Here is a 20,478-nt window from a genome sequence, read left to right as displayed (position 1 = left end):
GCCGCTCCCCGAGCAGCGGCGGCGTAGTGTAACCAGATGGGTAATTGCCCATCCAGTCATGTCGACGGACGAATCGGGTAGACCCTGTAGCAGCAGCCTCGCGGAACTCGACAGCTGCTACATCAATCGTGTGGCTGCCGAGCTGGGTGCGGGGGCGGTTATCTAGCGCTCGATGCTGCGATTCCACCGTGCGTTCCACGCCGGGCGTTGTTCGTTGACCTGGTCCCAATCGATGGCAATTGCTGTTTCCAGGTACTGCTTCATCGCCTCGACCTGGCCGCGCGTCTTGTCAGTGGTCGGGGTGTTCGGGTTCGACGGGATCTGGTCGCCGTCCTCGAGTGCGGCGGCTTGCGCTTCAGGCGTCAGCAAGAACGCGACAAGTTTTTGTGCCAGTTCCGGCTGGGTGTTGTTGGCGATGGCGCACTCGGCAACGTTGAGCACCACGGCGCCTTCCTTCGGTTGCGCGTACTCGACCGGCATGCCTTTGAGCTTCAGCGCGGTGACTTGAGTCGGGGTCAGCGGGAACAGCGCGGCTTCGTCGGTCTGAAGCATTTCGGAAATTTTCGCCGAGCTCGGAATGTATTCCAGCACGTTGCGCCCGATGGTGTTAGGCCAGGCCTTGAAGCCCGGTTCGACGTCGGTTTCGCTGCCGCCCTGAAGGCGGTTGAACATCAGGAAACCGTGCAGGCCGAAGGTCGACGAGGCCATCGACTGGAACACCAGTTTGTCCTTGAAGCGCGGGTCGGCCATGTCCATCCACGACGTCGGCGCACTCCAGCCTTTTTCCTTGAACAACCGGGTGTTGTACGCCAGCCCGGTGACGCCGAGGCTGACTGCCACGGCCTGGTCTTTGATTCGGCCCTTGGCCGGAATTTGCGCCAGGGTCGGGCTGTCCTCAAGCTTGTCGCACAGGCCCATGGCGATGGCGCGGTACATGATGCCGTCGTCGAGGAACATCACGTGCAACTGCGGGTTGCCTTTGCTGGCCTGGACCTTGGCCAGGATGTCGGCGGAGGTGCCCGGCACGATGACCACTTTGACGTTGTTGGCTTTTTCGAACACCGGCAACACCTTGTCGGCGTACAGCCGCTCCATGGTCCCGCCGTTCATGCCCAGGTAAAGCGTCGGCTCGGCGTGAGCCTGGGTCACCGTGAGCAGGGCGCTCAGGCATGAAAATCCGAGCAGTGCAGTGCGTTTGAACTGATTCATTGGCGCGACCTTCCTCTATCAAGCTACGGAAATGGAGTGAAACCGGGTGATGGAAAACGCATCCAGCGACGTCGACGGGGCGCCGTTGCAGATGATTTCGGTGAGCGCCATGCCCACCGCGGGTCCGATCTGAAAACCCGCGCCGGCAAAGCCGAACGCGTGCAACAGACCGGGTTGCGTGCTGCTGTGCCCGATCACCGGTTGACGGTCGGGCAGATAACCTTCGGTGCCGCTCCAGGTGCGAATCGCCTGGGCGCCTTCAAGAAATGGATAGAGCTCGACGGCCTGGCGCAGGATTTCGATCACCGCCTGCTGGCCGGGGCGTGCGCGGGCCGCGTCGAGGGCAAAACCCTGGCCGCCGCCTAGCACGCAATTGCCGCGAGCGACCTGCCGGGCATAAATGCCGCCGCCTTCGACGCCGGTGCTGGCGTTCATCACCAGTGGCAACGGCTCGGTGACCAGCATCGCCGGGTGCCCGGCGTGCATAGGCACCGCTTCGCCGAACTGTTCGGCGAGACTGCCGGCCCAGGCGCCGGCGCAGTTCAGCAGCCAAGGCGCGTGCAACTCAAGACCGTTTCGGGTGCTGACCCGAAAGCGCTGGCCGTCATGCGCAACGGCGCAGACGGCACATTGCTCATGAACCTGTGCGCCGTGGCGACGGGCCGCTTGGGCGAAGGCGGGGGAGACCAGTCGCGGATTGGCGTGGCCATCGTCGGGGCAATATGACGCGCCGGCGGCGACATCGCCGACCCAAGGGAAACGTGCGCGTAATTCAGCGCGATCCAGTAGCTGCAAATCGAGGCCGAACCCCTGGCTGCTGGCGGCGTAATCCTGCAACGCGCGCAAGTCGTCGAGGCTGCGGGCGAGTTTCAAATGACCGCTGCGTTGATATTCACCGTCAATGCCAAGCAATTGGGGCAGTTGGCCCCAGATTTCGTGTGCCCGTTGCGACAAGGGCAATTGCGACAGCGGCCGACCCTGACGCCGTACACCGCCATAGTTCACGCCGCTGGAATGCGAACCGCAAAAATCCCGCTCCAGCAATGCCACGCGACGTCCGGCTTTGCTGAGAAACAGCGCGGCCGAGGCACCGACAATGCCGCCGCCGATGATGATGGCGTCGACTTCGTTCACGACTCGATCTCCAGGCCAAACGGCAACGGCTTGACCGGCGCCTGCGCGCGCAGCCGACCGATTTGCGACACGGCGCGCTGGCTCTCGCCGGCAATGATTTCTGCGGTGGCCGCGCCGCACATGCGCCCTTGGCAGCGGCCCATGCCCGCGCGGCAATGGGCTTTGACCCGGTTGATTTCCCAGTGCCCTTCGCGCACGACCTGCCGGATGTCACCAGCGCGCACTTCTTCGCAGCGGCAGATCATCACCTCGTCCGCGGTGTTGGCTGCCCAGTGTTCGGGGAAGATGAAGGCCTGTTCCAGTCCTTGGCGAAAGGTATTTATCCGGGTGAGCGATTGCTCCAGTCGGACGCCGCGCTGCGGCGCAATCAGGTAGCCGCTGTCTTCGAGTACCGCCAAGGCTGCCCGTTCACCGGCCATTTCCGCGGCATCGGCACCCATTATCCCGGCGCCGTCACCGGCCAGGTACACCTCGGCGACACTGCTGCGTCCGGCGCTGTCACGTTGCGGCAGCCACGCACGGTTGAGCGGGTTCCAGGCAAATTCGCAGCCGAGCAAATCGGCGAGTTGGGTTTCGCTGCGCAGGCCATGGGCGAACGCGACGGCGTCGCACGCCAGTTCATGTTCGCCCTTTGAGTCGGACCAGTTCAGCGACCGAACGCGGTGTTCACCATCGATGCGTTGCAAGGTGGCGCCCTGATGCACCGGGACGCCGTGAGCAGTCAGCCAGCTGCGGTAATAAATGCCTTTGGCCAGCGTCGCGGGTTGCGCGAGCAAGCCGGGCAGGGCGCGGACCTGGGCGATGAACGGCGAACTGTCGAGCACCGCGACCACCTTCGTACCGGCCTTGGCATATTGATACGCGACCAGGTACAGCAATGGGCCGCTGCCGGCGAACACCACGCGTTCGCCGATCGCGCAGCCCTGATACTTCAGGGCGATTTGCGCGGCGCCGAGGCTGTAGACGCCCGGCAATGTCCAGCCTTGCACGGGCAGGATGCGGTCGGTGGCGCCCGTGGCGACAATCACGCGGGAAAAGTCGATCCGTGCGGCACGACCTTCATGCAGCGTGTCGAGCCCATCCGATTCGGCGTTCCACACGAGGGTGTCGGGCCGATAGTCGAGCTGTTCGCGCAGGGTATCGAGGGTCTGATGCAGCGCCTTGGCCTTGCGCGCTTCGAAGCCATACAACGTGACCGCCGAGCGCTTGAAGTTGGTCGGCTGACGCCGATAAATCTGCCCGCCACCGCGCGCGGCTTCATCCAGCAACACCGGGCGAACGCCATGCGCTACTAGCGTCTGCGCCGCCCGAATCCCGGCGGGGCCGGCGCCGATGATAACCACAGGCTTCATACCCGCCACCCATTAGCCGACCGCCGCAAAACCCCCGTGGGAGCGAGCCTGCTCGCGAAGGCGGCGGTACTTTCAACACAGGGGGTTACTGACACTCCGCCTTCGTGAGCAGGCTCACTCCTAAAGGGGATTCGGTGGCGGCAGATTGGCAACGTGTTCATAGCGAGCGCCCTGTTTCGCGGGTGATTTGGTGGTCGGTTTCAAGCAGCGTCGAGCACGCGCGGACGCGTCGGCCATCGCCCAGGCGGACCCAGCAGTCCTGGCACGCGCCCATCAGGCAGAAGCCGGCGCGGGGTTCGGCGCTGAAGTCGCTGCCACGCAAATGGTCGCTGCAGGTCAGCACCGCCGTCAGCACGGTGTCGCCGAGCAGGGCGGTGGCCGGTTGGCCGTCGAGGGTAAAGTTCACGGTCGGGCGGTCGCCCTCGGCCAGTCGTTTCAGCAAAGCCATGGCGCCCTCATTGTTTACCCACCAGCACCCGATCAAGGCCGTACACCCGATCAAGCAGAATCATCGTCAGCGCGGTCAACGCAATCACCAGGGCCGACACCGCCGCCATCATTGGGTCGATGGATTCGGTGGCGTACACGTACATGCGCACCGGCAAGGTTTGCGTGGCCGGCGAGGTGACAAAAATCGACAGCGTGACCTCGTCAAAACTGTTGATAAACGCCAGTAACCAGCCCCCCGCCACCCCCGGCAGAATCATCGGCAAGGTGATTTCCCGGAACAGTGTGAAGCGCCCGGCACCGAGGGATTGCGCCGCATGTTCGGCGCTGCGATCCAGACCGATGGCCGAGGCCAGCACCAAACGCAGCACGTACGGCGTGATCACCAACACATGGGCGAAAATCAGCCAGGCAAAGCTGCCGTTGACCCCCATCAGCGCAAACAGACGCAGCAAGGCAACACCCAACACCAGGTGCGGAATGATGATCGGCGACAGGAACAGGCCGTTGAAAAAGTCCCGTCCCGGAAACTCGAAGCGGGTGATTGCCAACGCCGCCGGCACCGCAATCAGCGTCGCCAGGCTGGCGGCGCAGAACGCCAGGATCAGACTGTTGTAAAACGCATCGACGAAGTCCGCGCGCTCGAACACCGCGCGGAACCAGCGCAGGGAAAACTCGGTAGTCGGCAGGCTCAGGGTGTTTTCCGGGGTAAATGCGACGAGGCAGACCACCACCAGCGGCGCGAGCATGAACACCACTACCAAGGCATGAAACAGCAGGGCGAAAGGACCGTTTCTGGACATGACGAATTATCCCAATGACTTCTTGTAGCGGCCTTCGATCATGCGGTTCCACGACAGCATGATCAGCAGGTTGAGCACCAACAGCGCCACGGCAATCGCCGCGCCCATCGGCCAGTTCAGCTCCGACAGGTACTGGTCGTAGATCAGCGTGGCGACCATTTTCAGGCGACGCCCGCCCAGCAGGCCGGGGATGGCAAACGAGCTGGCGGCCAGACCGAAGACGATCAAGGTGCCGGAAAGAACGCCCGGCATGATCTGCGGCAGAATCACCTGGCGCATCACCGTGAAATGACTGGCGCCGAGGGACATCGCGGCTTGTTCGGCGGCCGGGTCGAGTTTCTGCAGCGAGGTCCAGACCGGAATGATCATGAACGGCAGCATCACGTGGACCAGTGCAATCACCACCGCAAACGGCGTGTACAACAGCTTCATCGGCGAACCGCCGAAGGCTTGCAGGGTTTGATTGATCAGGCCGTCGGCGCCGAGCAACAGGCTCCAGCCAAAGGCCCGCACCACCACCGAAATCAACAGCGGCGTGAGGATCAAAATCAGGAAGATCGAACGCCACGGGGCACCCATGCGGCTGAGGATGTAGGCCTCGGGCACGCCGATCAGCACGCACAGCAGGGTGGTCAGGGCACTGATCCACATCGTGCGCAGAAAGATTTCGTAGAAGTACGGGTCGCCCAGCAGGCTGCTGTAGTGACTGAGGGTGTAGGCGTCACCCTTGATCCCCGAGCTGTAGTCGAAGACGTTGAACGACAACACCAGCGTCAGCAACAGCGGGATGGCCAGCAGGCTGATGTACAACGCGAGGGCCGGTGCCGACAACAAATAACCCTGACGCCCCTGGCGAACGGCGGCCAACGTACTCATGCCGACAACTCGTCAACCGTCAGCACCCGCAGCAGTTTTGCATCCCAATCAAGGCCGACCGCCGTGCCTTCGTTCAGCGGCGTCGAGCCGTCGTTGCGGCGCACCACGCTGATGTCGCCCAGGGCCGTGGCGACGCCGTAGAGCCATTGGCTGCCGAGGAAGAAGCGGCTGGCGATCTTGCCTTGCAGACGCCCTTGGTCTTGTTCGCGTAAATCGATTTTTTCCGGGCGCAGGCTCAAGGTCAGGTCGCCGCCACTGCGCACCTGCACCACGCCGGCGCTGTCACGCTCGCCCGGCAGCAGGTTGGCTTTGCCGACGAAGCCGGAAATGAACTCGGTGCGTGGGTGTTCGTAGAGGGTGTACGGCGCATCGATTTGCGTGATGCGTCCGGCCTGCATGACCACCACGCGGTCGCTGATGGACAGCGCTTCGGATTGGTCATGGGTGACCATCAACGTGGTAATCCCGACTTCGCGCTGGATGCGGCGAATTTCGAACTGCATTTCTTCGCGCAGGTTGGCGTCGAGGTTGGACAGCGGCTCGTCGAGCAGCAACACCGGCGGCTCGATCACCAAGGCCCGGGCCAGTGCCACACGCTGGCGCTGACCACCGGAAAGCTCTCGTGGATAACGCTCGGCCTGTTGATCCAGGCGCACCAGTTTCAGCACCCGGGCCACGCGTTGCTGCAACTCGGTGGCGGGCACTTTGCGCATCCGCAGGCCGAAGGCGACGTTGTCCTTGACGGTCATGTGCGCAAACAGCGCGTAACTCTGGAACACCACGCCCAGGCCACGGCTGGCGGGTTTGGCGTGGGTGATGTCGCGGCCGTCGAGCAGGATGCGACCGCTGGTGACTTCGACGAAGCCGGCGATCATTTGCAGGGTGGTGGTTTTGCCGCATCCGGAGGGGCCGAGCAGCGAGACGAACTCGCCTTTCTCGACCGAGAGGTGGGTGGCCACGACGGCGTCGATTTCGCCGTAACGTTTGCCGAGTCCTTCAAGTTGCACAAAAGCCATGACTGCGCTCCACCTGAGATTGTTATGCGTCACCCGAAGGCGCGCTTTTTTGTATGGGCAGATACGAAAAGGTCTTGCTGGGTGCGTTGGCGCTCGACTGGAGTCGGCTGCCGCTGTTGTTCGAATCGCCCCTGTGGACGCAGATTAGGACGAAGACTAGGATGGGCTCAATGGCCTATTTCACTGAAGCGACGACTATTTTCGATTTCATTCAGTGAGTAAATTAATTCTCGAGAAACCACATGCCTGATTCCACTGAGCGGAATGAAACCAAAAATGAGGTCGGTGTCGGTGCGGTCTCCCGATTGTTTGCGGTGTTGCGCACCCTCGGCGACACGGTCGAGGGCGGGGAGCGCGTGACGCAACTGGCGCAGCGCATTGGCTTGTCGCAACCGACCACGCACCGTTTATTGCGCAGCCTGATGGACGAGGGCATGGTCGAGCAGGATGTGCGCAGCAAACGCTATCGCCTGAGCCTGGATTTTTTTGCCTTGGCGGCACGCGCGGGCAATAGCGGAAACCTGCGCGAACTGGTGCGCCCGTCGCTGCTGCGGCTCTCGGCTTCGTTGGGGGATTCGTTGTTTTTACTGGCTCGCAGCGGTTTCGACGCGATTTGTCTGGACCGCAGTGAAGGGCCGTTTCCGATCCGCACGTTCACCGGCGATATTGGTGGGCGGGTGGCGCTGGGCGTCGGGCAGGGCAGCCTGGCGATTCTGGCGTTCCTGCCGGAAGAGGAGCGTGACACGGTGATTCACTACAACTTGCCGCGACTCAAGGATTTCCATTTGTACGACGAAGTGTTCCTGCGCTCGGAGGTCGAGAACGTGCGCGCGCTGGGTTATGCGGGGCGCAACACCGGTGTGCTGCAAGGCATGGCCGGGGTGGCGGTGCCGATTCTGGATCGGGAGGGGCGAGCGGTGGCGGCGTTGAGTGTGGCGACGGTGACTGATCGGCTGGGCCCGGATCGATTGCCGACGGTGGTGGAAATGCTCAAGCGCGAAGCGGCGATGATCGGGCCGCGGATCAATCCGTTTGATCCGCTGCTGCGCCGGCCTTCGCAGGTGTTTGGGCAGGGCTGAATAGATCGCTGAACCCCTTGTAGGAGTGAGCCTGCTCGCGATGAGGTCGGTACATCCAGCATTGCTGTTGACTGACCCATCGCTATCGCGAGCAGGCTCCCTCCTACCGTTGATTGGGGGGCCAGGTTTTGCGATCGAAGCCGAATCCCTTTAGGGGGTCAGAACTGCTCCGTCTGCTTGAGCATCTGCGCCGTCGGCGTGTCGCTCGGGCTGACCATCGCGTAGTTGTAGCCGCTGCCGGACCAGTACTCCGCCTGTAACTCGCCATCGCTGCGACTGCCCCGTGGCAGGAAGTTGTTTTTTGGTCCCGGTGGGCGCACGTAGAAGCTGATCTTGTGCCCACCCTGATCCTCGTAAACCACCATCGCCGCCGGGCCTTGTTCGGTGCTGAGCAAACGGCCGCTGACCGGTTTGAAGCCTGCACTCGACAGGTCTGGCAGGCGATTGGCACGGGTGAAATAACGGTCGAGCCAACCTTGCATATCGCCATCTTCGCTGACTTTGTAGTCGGCCGGCAGGATGCCTTGCTGGGCAATCAGGCGATAAGCCTGCAGGGCATCGGTCATTGGCAGCGCAGGGCTGGGCAGGGTCATCTCGCGCGCTTGCCAGCCGCTCAATCCACCGACACTGACGGCAATCAACAGCACCGCCGCGCTGGCGAGATGTCGGTGTGACTGGCGTTTGAGGCGCTGGCGAATCAGCGCCGGGTCGAGGTCCGGGTTGGCGGTGTGGTGCAGGGCACCACTCATGGCGGCGCGCAGTTGTTGGGCGTCCTGCTGCCAGGCGCGCACCTGCGCCGCCACTTGCGGGTTGCTGGCCAGATACGTTTCCACCAGACGTCGGTCGGCGTCGATGAGTTGGTGATCGACGTAGGCGTGCAGGTCGCGCTCGCTTGGGGGCATGCTGATCATTTGAGTATCCGCAAAGATGGGCTGGTGATTTCGCCGTCGCTGAGCTGGCGCAAGGCCTGGCGGGCGCGAGACAGGCGGGACATCACGGTGCCGGTGGGGACGTCGAGAATCTCGGCGACTTCTTTATAACTTAATCCTTCGACTGACACCCAGAGCAGCAAGGCGCGCTGTTCGGTGGTGAGTCGGTCGAAGGCTTGCAGCGTCGATTGGGCAATCACCGTGCGTTCAACCGAGGGCTGTGCGTCGTCGCGCCCGGTAAAGAATTCGAGCATCCGCGCATAGCGCCGGGAACGGCGATGGGCATCCAGAAACTGCCGGTACAGTATCGAAAACAGCCAGGCGCGCAAGTCGCCTTCGGGGCGTTTGTCAGCCCAACTCGACAGAGCACGCTCCAGGCTCGACTGCACCAGGTCGTCGGCGCTGCTGGGATTGCGCGTCAGGGACACGGCGAAACGCCGGAGCCTGGGAATGATTTCTCTGAGTTGTTCGTCGATATCGTTCATGGGAAAGGGCGGGTTCTGAGTCAGTGAAGGGCGGCAGTGACAAGGAAGACGCCGTCTAAGGCAGGTTATTCCCTCTGCCGTAAAAGAAAATCCCATGGCCCACTTTTTGTAGGACTTATCCTGATTGGTTGTAATCCATGTAATGACGTCAAGCGTCGTGGCTCAACCCTCGTAACAAGTGCAAGCCGCATTCCGTCCAGCCAGTCAAACGGCTCGGCGCAACCCGCGGGTCTTGAGCTTGAACATTGAGCCCGATGAGAATTTTGACATGCAAGAGCACGCAATCCCCCTCAAACCAGCATTGGCCTACTCGCCGATGCCTGTGCCAGCTATTGATCAGGACCTTTGGCAGACAGTGGGCCGTGGGCCGACGGTCACGCCAGCGTTCTCCTTGATTCATCACGCAATCGAAGCGCAAGCCGTGACCCATCCGCACGGTGTTGCGGCCCTTTGGCACGGTGAGTCCCTCACCTACAACGAATTGAACAGACAGGCCAATCGACTGGCTGCCGTGTTGATCAGCCAGGGCATCAAGCCCGGTGATCACGTTGCCCTGTTCGTGGAGCGCTCGGTCCCCATGCTGGTGGGTATGTTGGCCGTATTGAAGGCGGGAGCGGCCTACATTCCCCAGCACGTGGGAATCACCCCGGTACCGCAATTGCGCCACATTATGGAAGTTGCTGCCACGCGTCTTGTGCTGACGCTGTCGAGCCTCGAGTCGCAGATTCCCCTCACAGCAGCGCAGCAGTGCATTTGTCTCGATGCGTTCATGACCGTCCCGACCACCTCAGCGGACGAATCGAACGTGGTGGGTACGCCGTCAACGACCCCGGATCAACTGTGCTTCCTGTTGTTCACTTCCGGGACCACCGGGCAGCCCAACGGGGTTCGGGTTACCCACCGCAATGTCTGCAACATTCTGCTGACGGAACCGGGCAACCTCGGCATGAAGCCTGGGCTCAAGGTCGGGCAGATTCTGAACATCGCCTTCGATATGGCCGCGTGGGAGATCCTCGGTTGCCTGGCCCATGGCGCGACGTTGATGATCCGGGGCAGAGACATTGCTCAGACCGCCGAGCGCTGCGACGTGCTGATCGCCACGCCGTCGATTCTCGGCACACTCGATCCCGCACGTTGCCAACAGGCCAAGGTCGTGGCCGTTGCCGGTGAGCCATGTCCCCAGTCACTGGCTGATCGCTGGTCGTCGTTTTGCACGTTTTACAATGCCTGCGGCCCGACCGAGACCACCATCGTCAACACCATGCAGCGGTATCAGGCCGGAAGGCCCCTGACCATCGGCAAACCCACGCCCAATAACACGGTGTACGTACTCGATGAAGACGGTCGACCGTGTGCCGTTGGGGTGCAAGGGGAGATGTGGGCGGGCGGGGATTGCGTCACGGCGGGTTACTCGGGGAATGCTGCGCTCACCGCCGAACGTTATCGACCCGATCCGTTTCTTGGTCAGGACCGGATGATGTTTCGTACTCGCGATCTGGGGCGCTGGACGGCGGAAGGCGAGCTCGAACACTTGGGCCGCGTCGATGATCAGGTCAAGGTAAGGGGGTTTCGGGTCGAGCTCGACAGTGTGTCGGCGGTGCTGGAGTCATGCGACTCCTGCGAGCGAGCGGTGACGCTGAAACTCGACAGTCGTCATCTGGTGGCCTTCGTCAGCCCTGCGTCCGCCGACATCGAGGCGGCGCGACAACGTTGTGAGGCGCGCCTCGCCTACTATTGCGTCCCTTCGTTGATCATCGCTGTGGACCACATTCCCCTGACTTCACGGGGTAAAGCCGACAAGCGGCTGCTGCTGGCCCAGGCACAACAGGCCAGCCTTGATGCCAGCGCGGTACCGAGGGTGAACGCATGAGCGCCGCCAGCGGTTTACCCGCCAGACGTGCGCTGTGGCAACGCCTTGGGGCGCTGCCGGTGTTTTCCCATTACAACCGTCTTGTGGCACTGGTCCTGGTACTGAATGGTGCCGCGCTGGCGCACGGGTTGAATGCCGGGCAATGGTGGACATCCTCCGGTGTGGCCCTGGAAACGCTGGCTGGGCTGGTCGTGGCGAATCTGTCGTTGGCGATTTTGATACGCCAGCAATACGTCATCAATCTGGTGTTCTGGCTGGCCACCCGCGCTCCCGTCCATTGGCCGCTGGTGATTCGTCGCTCATTGGCCAAGGTCTATCACCTGGGTGGCCTGCACAGTGGCGCAGCCTTGGCCGCCATTGGTTGGTTCATGGCATTGCTGGGCTCATTGGGTTGGCATTGGATTGACGGCAAGGGCGGCGTTTCGACTGCGCTGCTTTGGGTGAACGCAGCGTTGCTGGGGGTGTTGCTGCTGGTGGCGACCATGGCGCATCCGTGGATTCGTTCGCGTTTCCACAATGGGTTTGAGCGAACTCATCGCTTCGGTGGCTGGACGGCACTCGCCATGTTCTGGGTCTCGACCCTTCTGTTTGCCCGTGATCAGAACCCGCAAGCGCCGCTGCAAGACGTGCTGACCACCTCAATGGCCTTCTGGATGCTGATGGTGCTGACGTTCAGCATTGCGTTGCCATGGTTACGCTTGCGCAAAGTACCGGTGCAGTTACTCAAGACTTCATCCCACGCCGTCATAGCCCGGTTCGGACATGTCACGCCGTTTGCCGGTTCGTCCAACGCCATCAGTCTCAATCCGCTGTTGGAGTGGCATTCGTTTGCCAACATTCCCACGCCGGGGCAGGCCGGTTTTCGACTGATCATTTCCCGGGCCGGGGACTGGACCGGCGAATTCATCGAGCAAATGCCGACTCACGTTTGGGTCAAAGGCATTACCACCGCCGGCGTGGCGCACATCGAAACCCTGTTCAAGTCTGTGGTGTATGTCGCAACCGGTAGCGGCATCGGCCCGGTACTGCCTCATCTGCTTGCAAGGCAGGTGCCGATCCATCTGGTCTGGTCGACCCGCAACCCGCGCAAAACCTACGGTGACGAGTTGGTGGAGGAAATTCTCGAGGCCGAGCCCGATGCCTTGATCTGGGACACCGATGTGCTCGGCAAACCCGACCTGGTGCAACTGGCCTATGACGCGGTTCAAGCGACCGGTGCAGAGGCCGTGATCTGCATTTCCAACCAGACACTGACTCGGCGAGTGGTCGAGGAAATGGAAAGTCGCGGCATTCCAGCTTACGGCGCGATCTGGGATTCCTGAGCTGAGCGCTGGCCGTTCAACCCTTCAACTACTTTCAAAGAGGTCACCATGCACACATTGATCGAACGTCATGATCGAGTCGTCTTGATTCGTCTCAACCGCCCGCAAGCCCGGAACGCCTTGAGCGATGAGGTCATGCGCGAATTGCTGGACACACTGCAACGATTGGATCGGGATCCAGGGGTGGGGTGTTTCGTCCTGACCGGTACCGATGAGTTTTTCGCGGCCGGTGCCGATATCAAGGAGATGAGCCAAAAGTCCTATCTGGACATGGTCCACGAGGATTATTTTGCCGAATGGGAAGCCTTTGCCGCGTTACGCACCCCCACGCTGGCTGCGGTCGCCGGCTATGCGTTTGGTGGCGGCTGCGAGTTGGCGATGATGTGCGACTTGATCTTTGCGGCCGATACGGCGCGATTTGCCCAACCGGAAATCAGACTGGGCGTGATGCCCGGCATGGGCGCCACCCAGCGCTTGACGCACCTGATCGGAAAATCGAAAGCCATGGACATGATCCTCACTGGTCGCGCGATGTCTGCCGAGGAAGCCGAACGGGCAGGACTGGTGTCGAGGGTGATTGCCGCCGCCGACCTGTTGGAGGAGTCCATGGCGGCGGCGCAGACCATCGCCGGTTTCGCCAAAACCGCCACCATGGCGGCGCGCGAAGCGGTTGATCGCGCGCTGGAACACGGATTACGCGAAGGTCTGCTGTACGAGAGGAGGGCGTTCCACGGGTTGTTTGCAACCCCGGGGCAAAAAGAAGGCATGCAGGCTTTTCTCGAAAAACGTGAGGCGTGTTTTAACCCCGTATGAGGGGAGGTGAGTATTCGTCGCTCGCTGCGCTTTGAAAGAAACTACAGTTCAGGGGGAATAATCCTACGTGACGTTCGTCTCATAGCTCCTTCCCCCTGTGGCCGATGGCCCTGGAGTCTTTCATGGTTGATCGCTCAACACCGCCATCCGGGCCCGCCCGGCCACCGCTGAGTGGCGCAAGCCTGACGTTACGCCTGGCCGGCATTGCCGTGGTGGTCGCCGCGCTGGCCGGGGCCTTTGCCTACGTCAACGGCACCTTTGACCCACAACGACTAACGCCGAAAAAACTGATCAATGTGCTGGAAACCAACAACGGCGTTCACCCGGGTTTCCGGCGCAATCACGCCAAAGGCGTGTGCGTGATCGGCCATTTCGAAAGCACCGCCCAAGCACGCACCTATTCCAGTGCTCAGGTGTTCAGCGAAGCCCAGACCCCGGTGGTCGGGCGGTTCGCATTGCCCGCCGGCAATCCTTACGCGCCTGACAGCGCCGTGCCGATTCGCAGCATGGCGTTGCGATTCACCCAGGCTAACGGCCAGCAGTGGCGCACCGGAATGAACAGCATGCCGGTGTTCCCGGTGGGCACGCCTGAAGCGTTCTATCAGTTGCAGCAAGCCCAGTCGCCGCTTCCGGCCACGGGCAAACCTGATCCGGCGGCGGTCCCGGCATTTTTCGGTGCCCATCCGGAAGCTGCACCGTTCCTGGCCTGGATCAAAACCGCCAAGCCGTCGGCCAGTTATGCGACCGAGACGTACAACAGCGTCAACGCGTTCTATTTGGTGAATGCCGCCGGTCAACGCCAGGCGGCGCGTTGGAACATGGTGCCGGTGGCACAGGATGCGGCGGGCGCTACAGCGCCAGAAGGCAGTGATTTTCTTGAGAAAGACCTCGTTCAGCGTTTGTCGGCCGGACCGTTGCGTTGGCAGTTGATGATCACGCTGGCGAACCCGGGGGATCCGGTCAATGACGCCAGCAAGGCCTGGCCTGACGGTCGCAAAGTGCTGAATGCGGGCACCCTGGTTCTTGAACGCACACAGCCACAACTCAATGGCGAGTGTCGCGACATCAACTACGATCCGCTCGTGCTGCCCAGCGGTATCGAAGGTTCCGACGACCCGTTGCTCGCGGCTCGTTCAGCCGGTTACGCGAGTTCCTACTTGCGCCGCACCAGTGAAGTCAATCAGTTGCCCGCCGCTAAACAGGAGGCTCAACAATGAGCGCCCAACCTAACCATTTCGCGCCGTTGGCTCGGCTGCTGCATTGGCTGATGGCGCTGATGATCATTGCGATGCTGTTTATTGGCGCGGGGATGGTGGCCTCGGTGTCCGAGCGCCATGAGTGGTTGATCCATCTGCACAAGCCGTTGGGCATTGCGATTCTGCTGCTGGTGATCGTGCGTTTGTTCGTGCGCTTTTCCACGCAACAGCCGCCGTTGCCGGCCGATTTGCCGAGCTGGCAGGCATTGGCGGCCAAGGCCTCGCATGTCTTGCTGTACGCCTTGATGTTCGTCTTGCCGTTGCTCGGTTGGGCGATGATTTCGGCGGCGGGGGATCCGGTGATGCTCAGCAACTCGTTCCAGTTGCCATCGATCCTGCCGGCGAATGCGCAGGTGTTTGCGTTATTACGCAAGGCGCATGGGTATCTGGCGTATTTGCTGTTCTTGACCGTGCTGCTGCATCTGGCGGCGGCGTTGTTTCACGGTTGGGTGCGGCGTGATGATGTGCTGAACAGCATGTTGCGGAGCAAGGATCGCGGCTGAATATGATAGGGCTGCATGCCTGGCATGCAGCCCTTGAGGGCGATCAGCGCAGAATGTCGATCATGTCGGCGACGGTGGTCAGCACATCTTTACCCAATTGCTTGGAGCGTTTTCCGGACCAGCCGGTCAGCGCATTCGGTGCATCGTCGTTGTCCTTGAACGGCATCTCCAGGGTCAACGACAGGCAATCGAATTTCTGACCGACGCTGTTGCAAGCCAGGGTCATGTTGGCTTTTCCCGGCTCGTCGCGGGTGTAGCCGTGCTTGGTCTGGAAATCCTTGGTCAGGTGTTTCAGATGGCTGCGGAAATGCTCTTCGAGTTTTTCGATGCGTGGTGTAAAGCCCGGGTTGCCTTCGCAGCCTGCGGTGAACACGTAAGGGATTTCTTCATCGCCATGGATGTCGAGGAACAGGTCGACGCCATATTGTTCCATCTGCTGTTGCGCGAACAGCACTTCCGGGCTGGTCTCCTGGCTGGCGCTCTGCCAGGCTCGGTTCAGGTCCTGACCCATGGCGTTGGTACGCAGGTGACCGTGGAAGGCACCGTCCGGGTTCATGTTCGGGATCAAGTACAGGTCGGCGCTGGCCAGCAGTTTGTTCAACACGGGGTCGTCGTGCTTTTCCAGGCGCTCGATCACGCCCTCCATGAACCATTCAGCCATGTGTTCGCCAGGGTGTTGCTGAGCGATCATCCAGACCTTGCGCCGACCTTCGGCCCCCGTGCCTTTGCGCAACAACTGAATGTCGCGACCTTCAACGCTCTTGCCGGTGGCCAGCAACTCGGTGCCGGCCTTGGTCAGTGCCTGCTCGATCAGCCAGTCGTGACGGCCTCGGCTGTAAGGTTCGAAATAGGCGAACCAGGCGTGGGTGGCGGTGGCTTCGAGGCTGAAGCGCAGGCAGTCGCCTTCAAAAATGGTCGGTACGCGGAACCAGTTGACGTGGTCGTACGATGCAACGGCCTGATAACCTTCCCAGGCTTTGTTGTACGAGGACTTGCTGGCGTTGTTCAGGCGAAACCAATGCTCCTGACCGACGTGCAGGCCGCTGGCCTTGAAGTGGAACCATTGAAAATGCGGGCTGCGGGTGTCAGGTTTGATGGCCAGCAGCGCTTGAAGCGGATTGCTGATATCCAGCACTTCAATATTGCCGCTGTCGAAATTTGCACTGATGTCGAAGGAAGATTTGGCCACGGTCATAGTCGGTTCCTGAATATGATTTTATGGCGGCTACTTTACACGCTGGAAAGTGATTAGGCGGATGGAAAATCGCCGATCGTGAACCCTTTATCGGCGCGTATAAATCACCATCAGGATCGCCCCCTGCATCGAGCCCGCACTGTGTGCGGCATTCGGGGCGCGGCAGCAGTAGTCGCCGACGTTCAGTGTGCGGTCCTGATCGTAGAAGGAACCTTGCAGTACGAACAGTTGTTCCAGCTCGCCTTCATGGGTATGACTGGCGACCTGGGCACCAGGATCGACTTTCATCAGCATGGTTTTTTCGCCGCGCTCGCTGTCTTCGAATAGCGGTTTGATCCAGAAGCCTTCGGCCTGTGTCGGCAGCCAGTCATCCATCGAGGACGAGTGATAAAGAGAGCCTTGGACCGGTCCCTGGATGCCGTTTATCCCGGCAATTTTCCACGAAGGTGTTTCATCGCTCGGCATGTTTTTCACCTGGGTTGGTTTACAAGTCCTTGACCAGTCGCAAGGCATCGTAGATCGCGGCGTGGGTGTTGCGCGCAGCTACGGCGTCGCCGATACGGAACAACTGGAATCTGCCGTCCGGGTTGGTCACCACCTGTTGTGGGTTGCCGACGATCAGGTCCTGATGTTCGATCACGCCGCCGTTGCTGGAGGCGGATTTCAATTCGAAATACAGTTCGTCCAGCGGTCGGGTGCCGTGGTTGACCACCACTTGATCGACGCGTCGGACCTTGCGCGCACTGCCGTAATCGCTGTCGATCGTTGCCAGCAGATCCGGCCCTTCGCGCTCGACCGCGAGTAGCCGGAACGTCACGGTGAAGGTGGTATCCAAAGCTTGCAGCGAGCGCATGTACGGCACCAGATTCATCGCCATGACCTCCGGGGCAAAGGTTCGGTCCGGCGTCATGATCTCGACTTTTGCGCCAGTTCTGGCGATGAATTCGGCAGCCTGCAGTCCCGCATGATCGCCGGCATCGTCGAACAGCAAGACATTGCGCCCGGGTTTCACATCCCCGGAAATAATGTCCCAGGTGGAGACCACCAGTTCATTGCCTGTCGAGAGAATCTCGGTATGGGGCAGGCCGCCGGTGGCGATGATCACCACGTCCGGGTTTTCGTCGTGGACGGTGCTGGCCTCGGCCCAGGTATTGAAACGAAAGCTGACGCCGCGCGCCAGGCACTGGGCCATGCGCCATTCGACGATGCTGATCATTTCCCGTCGGCGTTCCGATTGCGCGGTGAGTCGAACCTGGCCACCGGCCTGATTGGCGGCTTCGAACACCACCACCTCATGGCCGCGTTCGGCCGCCACTCGCGCCGCTTCCAGCCCGGCGACACCGGCCCCGACAATCACAATCTTGCGTTTGCTCGCCGCTTTGGGAATGTCATGGGGCATGCTGGTTTCGCGGCCGGTGGCCGGGTTGTGAATGCAGTAGGCAGCGCCACCCTGATAGATCCGGTCCAGGCAATAATTGGCGCCGACACAGGGGCGAATATCGTCTTCGCGGCCTTCGATAATTTTGCGCACGATATGCGGATCGGTCATGTGCGCGCGGGTCATGCCCACCATGTCGATCTTGCCCGAGGCGATAGCATGGCGGGCGGTGGCCACGTCCGGAATCTTTGCAGCGTGGAAGGTGGGGAAGTCGGTGGCGGCGCGTATTTCACCGGCAAAGTCCAAGTGCGGCGAGTTGCGCATGCCCTGGATGGGAATCAGGTCGGTCAAACCTGCGTCGGTGTCGATGTGGCCGCGGACAACGTTGAGAAAGTCCACCATGCCGCTGTCTTTCAGGCGTCTGGAAATGTCCAGTCCGTCGGCCGCGGTCAGCCCGCCAGGCATTAACTCGTCGCCGGTATAACGCACGCCGACGATGAACTCGTGGCCGACGCGCTGGCGAATGGCACTGAGGATGTCAAAGGTAAAACGCAGCCGGTTGTCGATGGAGCCGCCATACGGGGCATCGAGGTCGTTGGTCAGTGGCGACCAGAACTGATCCATCAGATGCCCATAGGCTTGCAGTTCGATGCCGTCCAGGCCGGCGAACTTCATGCGTTCGGCAGCGTCGGCATAGTCCTTGATGATGCGTTCCACATCCCAGTCTTCCATTTTCTTCGGGAAGGAGCGATGGGAGGCTTCACGTTCGAACGAGGGTGACACCACGGGCAGCCAGTCGCCCTTGTCCCAGCGCGTGCGCCGGCCCAGGTGCGTCAACTGGATCATGACGGCCGCGCCATGTTCGTGGCAGGCGTCGCTCAGGTCGCGCATCCAGCCGACCACCTCGTCCTTGTAGGCCAGAATGTTGTTGAACACCGGCGGGCTGTCCCTGGACACCGCAGCGGAGCCGGCGGTCATGGTCAAGGCCACGCCGGCCTTCGCCCGTTCCACGTGATAGGCGCGATAGAGCTCCTTGGGCATGCCGTCCACGGGGTAAGCGGGTTCGTGGGCGGTGGTCATGATGCGATTTCGTAAAGTCAGGTGCTTCAACTGATAAGGCTGGAGGAGCGGATCATTCAGCATCGTCAAGACTCTCCGAAAGCGGGCAAGGACCTGCGTTGAAATTACGTTAGGGTGAAATGTACACCTGTGTCAACACTGTGGACACAAGTGTACATTTTGCTTGCGCAGTGTTGTGTGAGCGACTAGGATCCAGCCATGAACGAACAAACCAAAGCAGTAGAAACCGGCTGGAGAGGGTCACTGGAAGGGTGGCTCGACGCAGCCTATGAAAGCCTGACCGAGTGCGGAGTCGACACGGTTCGGGTGATGCCGCTGGCGAAAAAGTTGGGGTTGTCGAGAACCAGCTTTTACTGGTTTTTCAAGGATCGCGAAGAGCTGCTCGCTGCGTTGATCGAGCGCTGGCGGGTGAAGAACACCGGTAATCTGGTTGCCCAGACCGAGTGTTACGCCGAGAGCATTGCCGAAGCGATGCTGAATGTTTTCGACTGCTGGCTGAATCCCGATCTGTTCGATTCACAGTTCGAATTTGCCATGCGCAGTTGGGCTTTGCAGTCCGCAGAAGTGTCCGAGCATATTCGCGTGGCCGATATTGCCCGACGCGAAGCGCTGATCCGGATGTTCATGCGCTTCGACTACACATTCGAAGGTGCCGATGTGCGGGCCCGCACGATTTACCTGACACAGATTGGCTACATCAGCACCAACACCCGAGAGGATATCGGGGAGCGAATGCGGCGGATTCCCGAGTACGTGAAAATCTTCACCGGCCAGGAACCCCTGGAGCGTGAATTGAAACGCTTCTACTCCCGCCATGGGTATGTGATGGATGAGGTTTCATCGTCTACCCAGGACTGATCGCGACGTCTGACTGACGAAGGCAGGTTCACATGCACGAAGAACCCACGATAGGCATTATCGGTGGATCGGGATGGCTTGGCCGTTCGATTGCTCTGGCAATGCTCGACAAGGCGTTTGTCCAGCCCGGGGCTTTGATGCTTTCGAACCGCAGTGCGAGCAATCCGCTGCCGACTGCCCGGTGGTCACAGGTCTCGGTAACCAGCGACAACCAGGCGCTGGTGGAGCGCTGTGAGGTGGTCATCGTGTCCGTGCGCCCCGAGCAGTTTGCCGAGGTGGAAATCTGCGCTGAAAACCGGCTGGTGATTTCCTTGATGGCAGGCGTTTCTCTGGACGAAGTGGCACTGCGTACTGGCAGTCGGCAGGTGATTCGCGCCATGGCCAATGCCGCCGCCGAAATCGGCAAATCCTATACGCCCTGGCTGGCGACTCAACAGGTCAGCGAAGAACAGAAAGCGCTCGCCCAGCGGTTGTTCGAAACCTTTGGTGGTGCCGATGAAGTCTTTAGCGAAAGTCATTTGAACTACCTGACGGCGTTGTCGGGAACAGGGCCTGCTTACCCGGCGTTGTTGGCTCGCAGCCTGTTTCAACATGCCGTGAGCAGCGGTTTGCCATCGGCGATCGCCCAGCGCGCTTCCCATGCAGTGGTGGTGCAAGCCAGTCAGTTGATTGGCAATGGACGCTCCGCCGACGAACTCTTGCAGACGCTCATCAATTATCGCGGGGTCACGGCGGCGGGTCTCGACGCCATGCTCGCCAGCGGATTCGATAAAACAATAAAAGCAGGTCTGGATTCAGCGGCCTCGGTCGCCAATGGCATGAATCCCTTTGCCCATTCTGCTGACACGAAAGAAGGTCCAATGACGCGGTAGT

The 20,478-nt window shown here is 61.0% G+C and carries 20 protein-coding genes; 8 read left to right on the top strand and 12 right to left on the bottom strand.

Annotation, left to right across the window (positions count from 1 at the left end; translation table 11 throughout):
* Positions 1-162 precede the first annotated feature (162 nt).
* The 7 genes from NL116_RS20335 to NL116_RS20305 form a co-directional block, all read right to left on the bottom strand.
* Positions 163-1,209 carry an ABC transporter substrate-binding protein gene (locus NL116_RS20335; protein ID WP_494373756.1) on the bottom strand — a complete coding sequence of 349 codons (1,047 nt, stop codon included), beginning with the start codon at positions 1,207-1,209 and terminating at the stop codon, positions 163-165.
* Between the two features lie 18 nt (positions 1,210-1,227).
* Positions 1,228-2,343 carry an NAD(P)/FAD-dependent oxidoreductase gene (locus NL116_RS20330; protein ID WP_494373755.1) on the bottom strand — a complete coding sequence of 372 codons (1,116 nt, stop codon included), beginning with the start codon at positions 2,341-2,343 and terminating at the stop codon, positions 1,228-1,230.
* Positions 2,340-3,695: an FAD/NAD(P)-dependent oxidoreductase gene (locus NL116_RS20325; protein ID WP_494373754.1), complete on the bottom strand. Its 1,356-nt coding sequence runs from the start codon at positions 3,693-3,695 to the stop codon at positions 2,340-2,342. Before NL116_RS20325 ends, NL116_RS20330 begins: the two co-directional genes overlap by 4 nt.
* A gap of 157 nt (positions 3,696-3,852) precedes the next feature.
* Complete coding sequence (locus NL116_RS20320; RefSeq protein WP_494373753.1) at positions 3,853-4,143, bottom strand: (2Fe-2S)-binding protein; 291 nt, start codon at positions 4,141-4,143, stop codon at positions 3,853-3,855.
* Between the two features lie 7 nt (positions 4,144-4,150).
* On the bottom strand, positions 4,151-4,945 hold the full coding sequence (locus NL116_RS20315) for an ABC transporter permease (RefSeq protein ID WP_494373752.1): 795 nt from the start codon (positions 4,943-4,945) through the stop codon (positions 4,151-4,153).
* Positions 4,946-4,951: 6 nt separating this feature from the next.
* Complete coding sequence (locus NL116_RS20310; RefSeq protein ID WP_494373751.1) at positions 4,952-5,821, bottom strand: ABC transporter permease; 870 nt, start codon at positions 5,819-5,821, stop codon at positions 4,952-4,954.
* Positions 5,818-6,837, bottom strand: coding sequence for an ABC transporter ATP-binding protein (locus tag NL116_RS20305; protein WP_494373750.1), 1,020 nt, complete (start codon positions 6,835-6,837; stop codon positions 5,818-5,820). The genes NL116_RS20310 and NL116_RS20305 overlap by 4 nt, the downstream gene beginning before the upstream one ends.
* A 242-nt stretch (positions 6,838-7,079) precedes the next feature.
* Here NL116_RS20305 and NL116_RS20300 point away from each other — a divergent pair, with 242 nt between their 5' ends.
* Positions 7,080-7,916, top strand: a complete 837-nt coding sequence (locus tag NL116_RS20300) for an IclR family transcriptional regulator (RefSeq protein WP_494373749.1) — start codon at positions 7,080-7,082, stop codon at positions 7,914-7,916.
* Positions 7,917-8,074: 158 nt separating this feature from the next.
* Here the strand turns inward: NL116_RS20300 and NL116_RS20295 are convergent, their stop codons facing one another.
* Both NL116_RS20295 and NL116_RS20290 read right to left on the bottom strand, forming a co-directional pair.
* Complete coding sequence (locus tag NL116_RS20295; RefSeq protein ID WP_494373748.1) at positions 8,075-8,827, bottom strand: anti-sigma factor family protein; 753 nt, start codon at positions 8,825-8,827, stop codon at positions 8,075-8,077.
* Entirely contained in the window at positions 8,824-9,330 is a 507-nt protein-coding gene (locus NL116_RS20290) for an RNA polymerase sigma factor (protein ID WP_140667822.1), read from the bottom strand. The genes NL116_RS20295 and NL116_RS20290 overlap by 4 nt, the downstream gene beginning before the upstream one ends.
* Before the next feature lie 268 nt (positions 9,331-9,598).
* Between NL116_RS20290 and NL116_RS20285 the strand changes: the two genes are divergently transcribed.
* The 5 genes from NL116_RS20285 to NL116_RS20265 all read left to right on the top strand — a co-directional run bounded on the left by NL116_RS20285 (position 9,599) and on the right by NL116_RS20265 (position 15,094).
* A complete protein-coding gene (locus NL116_RS20285; RefSeq protein ID WP_494373747.1) occupies positions 9,599-11,200 on the top strand; it encodes an amino acid adenylation domain-containing protein in 1,602 nt (533 codons plus the stop codon).
* Positions 11,197-12,522 (top strand): ferredoxin reductase domain-containing protein, encoded by a 1,326-nt coding sequence (locus NL116_RS20280; protein WP_494373746.1) that lies wholly within the window; start codon positions 11,197-11,199, stop codon positions 12,520-12,522. The genes NL116_RS20285 and NL116_RS20280 overlap by 4 nt, the downstream gene beginning before the upstream one ends.
* A gap of 48 nt (positions 12,523-12,570) precedes the next feature.
* Positions 12,571-13,335: an enoyl-CoA hydratase-related protein gene (locus NL116_RS20275; RefSeq protein WP_494373745.1), complete on the top strand. Its 765-nt coding sequence runs from the start codon at positions 12,571-12,573 to the stop codon at positions 13,333-13,335.
* A 122-nt stretch (positions 13,336-13,457) separates the two neighbouring features.
* The gene (locus NL116_RS20270) at positions 13,458-14,552 is read left to right on the top strand and encodes a catalase family peroxidase (protein ID WP_494373744.1); all 1,095 of its coding nucleotides are present in this window, start codon (positions 13,458-13,460) and stop codon (positions 14,550-14,552) included.
* Positions 14,549-15,094, top strand: coding sequence for a cytochrome b (locus NL116_RS20265; protein ID WP_494373743.1), 546 nt, complete (start codon positions 14,549-14,551; stop codon positions 15,092-15,094). The genes NL116_RS20270 and NL116_RS20265 overlap by 4 nt, the downstream gene beginning before the upstream one ends.
* A 43-nt stretch (positions 15,095-15,137) precedes the next feature.
* On the opposite strand, the gene NL116_RS20260 is transcribed toward NL116_RS20265, so the two are convergent.
* The 3 genes from NL116_RS20260 to NL116_RS20250 form a co-directional block, all read right to left on the bottom strand.
* On the bottom strand, positions 15,138-16,289 hold the full coding sequence (locus NL116_RS20260; protein ID WP_494373742.1) for a M14 family metallopeptidase: 1,152 nt from the start codon (positions 16,287-16,289) through the stop codon (positions 15,138-15,140).
* Positions 16,290-16,376: 87 nt separating this feature from the next.
* Complete coding sequence (locus NL116_RS20255; protein WP_494373741.1) at positions 16,377-16,754, bottom strand: cupin domain-containing protein; 378 nt, start codon at positions 16,752-16,754, stop codon at positions 16,377-16,379.
* A gap of 19 nt (positions 16,755-16,773) precedes the next feature.
* On the bottom strand, positions 16,774-18,810 hold the full coding sequence (locus NL116_RS20250) for an oxidoreductase (RefSeq protein WP_494373740.1): 2,037 nt from the start codon (positions 18,808-18,810) through the stop codon (positions 16,774-16,776).
* A gap of 135 nt (positions 18,811-18,945) precedes the next feature.
* Here NL116_RS20250 and NL116_RS20245 point away from each other — a divergent pair, with 135 nt between their 5' ends.
* Positions 18,946-19,605 carry a TetR/AcrR family transcriptional regulator gene (locus tag NL116_RS20245; RefSeq protein WP_494373739.1) on the top strand — a complete coding sequence of 220 codons (660 nt, stop codon included), beginning with the start codon at positions 18,946-18,948 and terminating at the stop codon, positions 19,603-19,605.
* Positions 19,606-19,637: 32 nt separating this feature from the next.
* The gene (locus tag NL116_RS20240; RefSeq protein ID WP_494373738.1) at positions 19,638-20,477 is read left to right on the top strand and encodes a pyrroline-5-carboxylate reductase family protein; all 840 of its coding nucleotides are present in this window, start codon (positions 19,638-19,640) and stop codon (positions 20,475-20,477) included.
* Position 20,478: the final 1 nt, after the last annotated feature.

The sequence above is a fragment of the Pseudomonas sp. FBCC-B1667 genome (assembly GCF_059133255.1).
Note: the sequence above shows the minus strand (reverse complement) of the source record. Positions and strands in the feature narration are given on the sequence as shown.

What these genes read in the sequence shown, in the direction of transcription:
- NL116_RS20290 (WP_140667822.1), bottom strand. Translation starts at nt 9,330, where the DNA reads ATGAACGATATCGACGAACAACTCAGAGAAATCATTCCCAGGCTCCGG.
- NL116_RS20325 (WP_494373754.1), bottom strand. Translation starts at nt 3,695, where the DNA reads ATGAAGCCTGTGGTTATCATCGGCGCCGGCCCCGCCGGGATTCGGGCG.
- NL116_RS20300 (WP_494373749.1), top strand. Translation starts at nt 7,080, where the DNA reads ATGCCTGATTCCACTGAGCGGAATGAAACCAAAAATGAGGTCGGTGTC.
- NL116_RS20315 (WP_494373752.1), bottom strand. Translation starts at nt 4,945, where the DNA reads ATGTCCAGAAACGGTCCTTTCGCCCTGCTGTTTCATGCCTTGGTAGTG.
- NL116_RS20305 (WP_494373750.1), bottom strand. Translation starts at nt 6,837, where the DNA reads ATGGCTTTTGTGCAACTTGAAGGACTCGGCAAACGTTACGGCGAAATC.
- NL116_RS20250 (WP_494373740.1), bottom strand. Translation starts at nt 18,810, where the DNA reads ATGCTGAATGATCCGCTCCTCCAGCCTTATCAGTTGAAGCACCTGACT.
- NL116_RS20260 (WP_494373742.1), bottom strand. Translation starts at nt 16,289, where the DNA reads ATGACCGTGGCCAAATCTTCCTTCGACATCAGTGCAAATTTCGACAGC.
- NL116_RS20270 (WP_494373744.1), top strand. Translation starts at nt 13,458, where the DNA reads ATGGTTGATCGCTCAACACCGCCATCCGGGCCCGCCCGGCCACCGCTG.
- NL116_RS20295 (WP_494373748.1), bottom strand. Translation starts at nt 8,827, where the DNA reads ATGATCAGCATGCCCCCAAGCGAGCGCGACCTGCACGCCTACGTCGAT.
- NL116_RS20310 (WP_494373751.1), bottom strand. Translation starts at nt 5,821, where the DNA reads ATGAGTACGTTGGCCGCCGTTCGCCAGGGGCGTCAGGGTTATTTGTTG.
- NL116_RS20255 (WP_494373741.1), bottom strand. Translation starts at nt 16,754, where the DNA reads ATGCCGAGCGATGAAACACCTTCGTGGAAAATTGCCGGGATAAACGGC.
- NL116_RS20240 (WP_494373738.1), top strand. Translation starts at nt 19,638, where the DNA reads ATGCACGAAGAACCCACGATAGGCATTATCGGTGGATCGGGATGGCTT.
- NL116_RS20335 (WP_494373756.1), bottom strand. Translation starts at nt 1,209, where the DNA reads ATGAATCAGTTCAAACGCACTGCACTGCTCGGATTTTCATGCCTGAGC.
- NL116_RS20265 (WP_494373743.1), top strand. Translation starts at nt 14,549, where the DNA reads ATGAGCGCCCAACCTAACCATTTCGCGCCGTTGGCTCGGCTGCTGCAT.
- NL116_RS20280 (WP_494373746.1), top strand. Translation starts at nt 11,197, where the DNA reads ATGAGCGCCGCCAGCGGTTTACCCGCCAGACGTGCGCTGTGGCAACGC.
- NL116_RS20320 (WP_494373753.1), bottom strand. Translation starts at nt 4,143, where the DNA reads ATGGCTTTGCTGAAACGACTGGCCGAGGGCGACCGCCCGACCGTGAAC.
- NL116_RS20275 (WP_494373745.1), top strand. Translation starts at nt 12,571, where the DNA reads ATGCACACATTGATCGAACGTCATGATCGAGTCGTCTTGATTCGTCTC.
- NL116_RS20285 (WP_494373747.1), top strand. Translation starts at nt 9,599, where the DNA reads ATGCAAGAGCACGCAATCCCCCTCAAACCAGCATTGGCCTACTCGCCG.
- NL116_RS20245 (WP_494373739.1), top strand. Translation starts at nt 18,946, where the DNA reads ATGAACGAACAAACCAAAGCAGTAGAAACCGGCTGGAGAGGGTCACTG.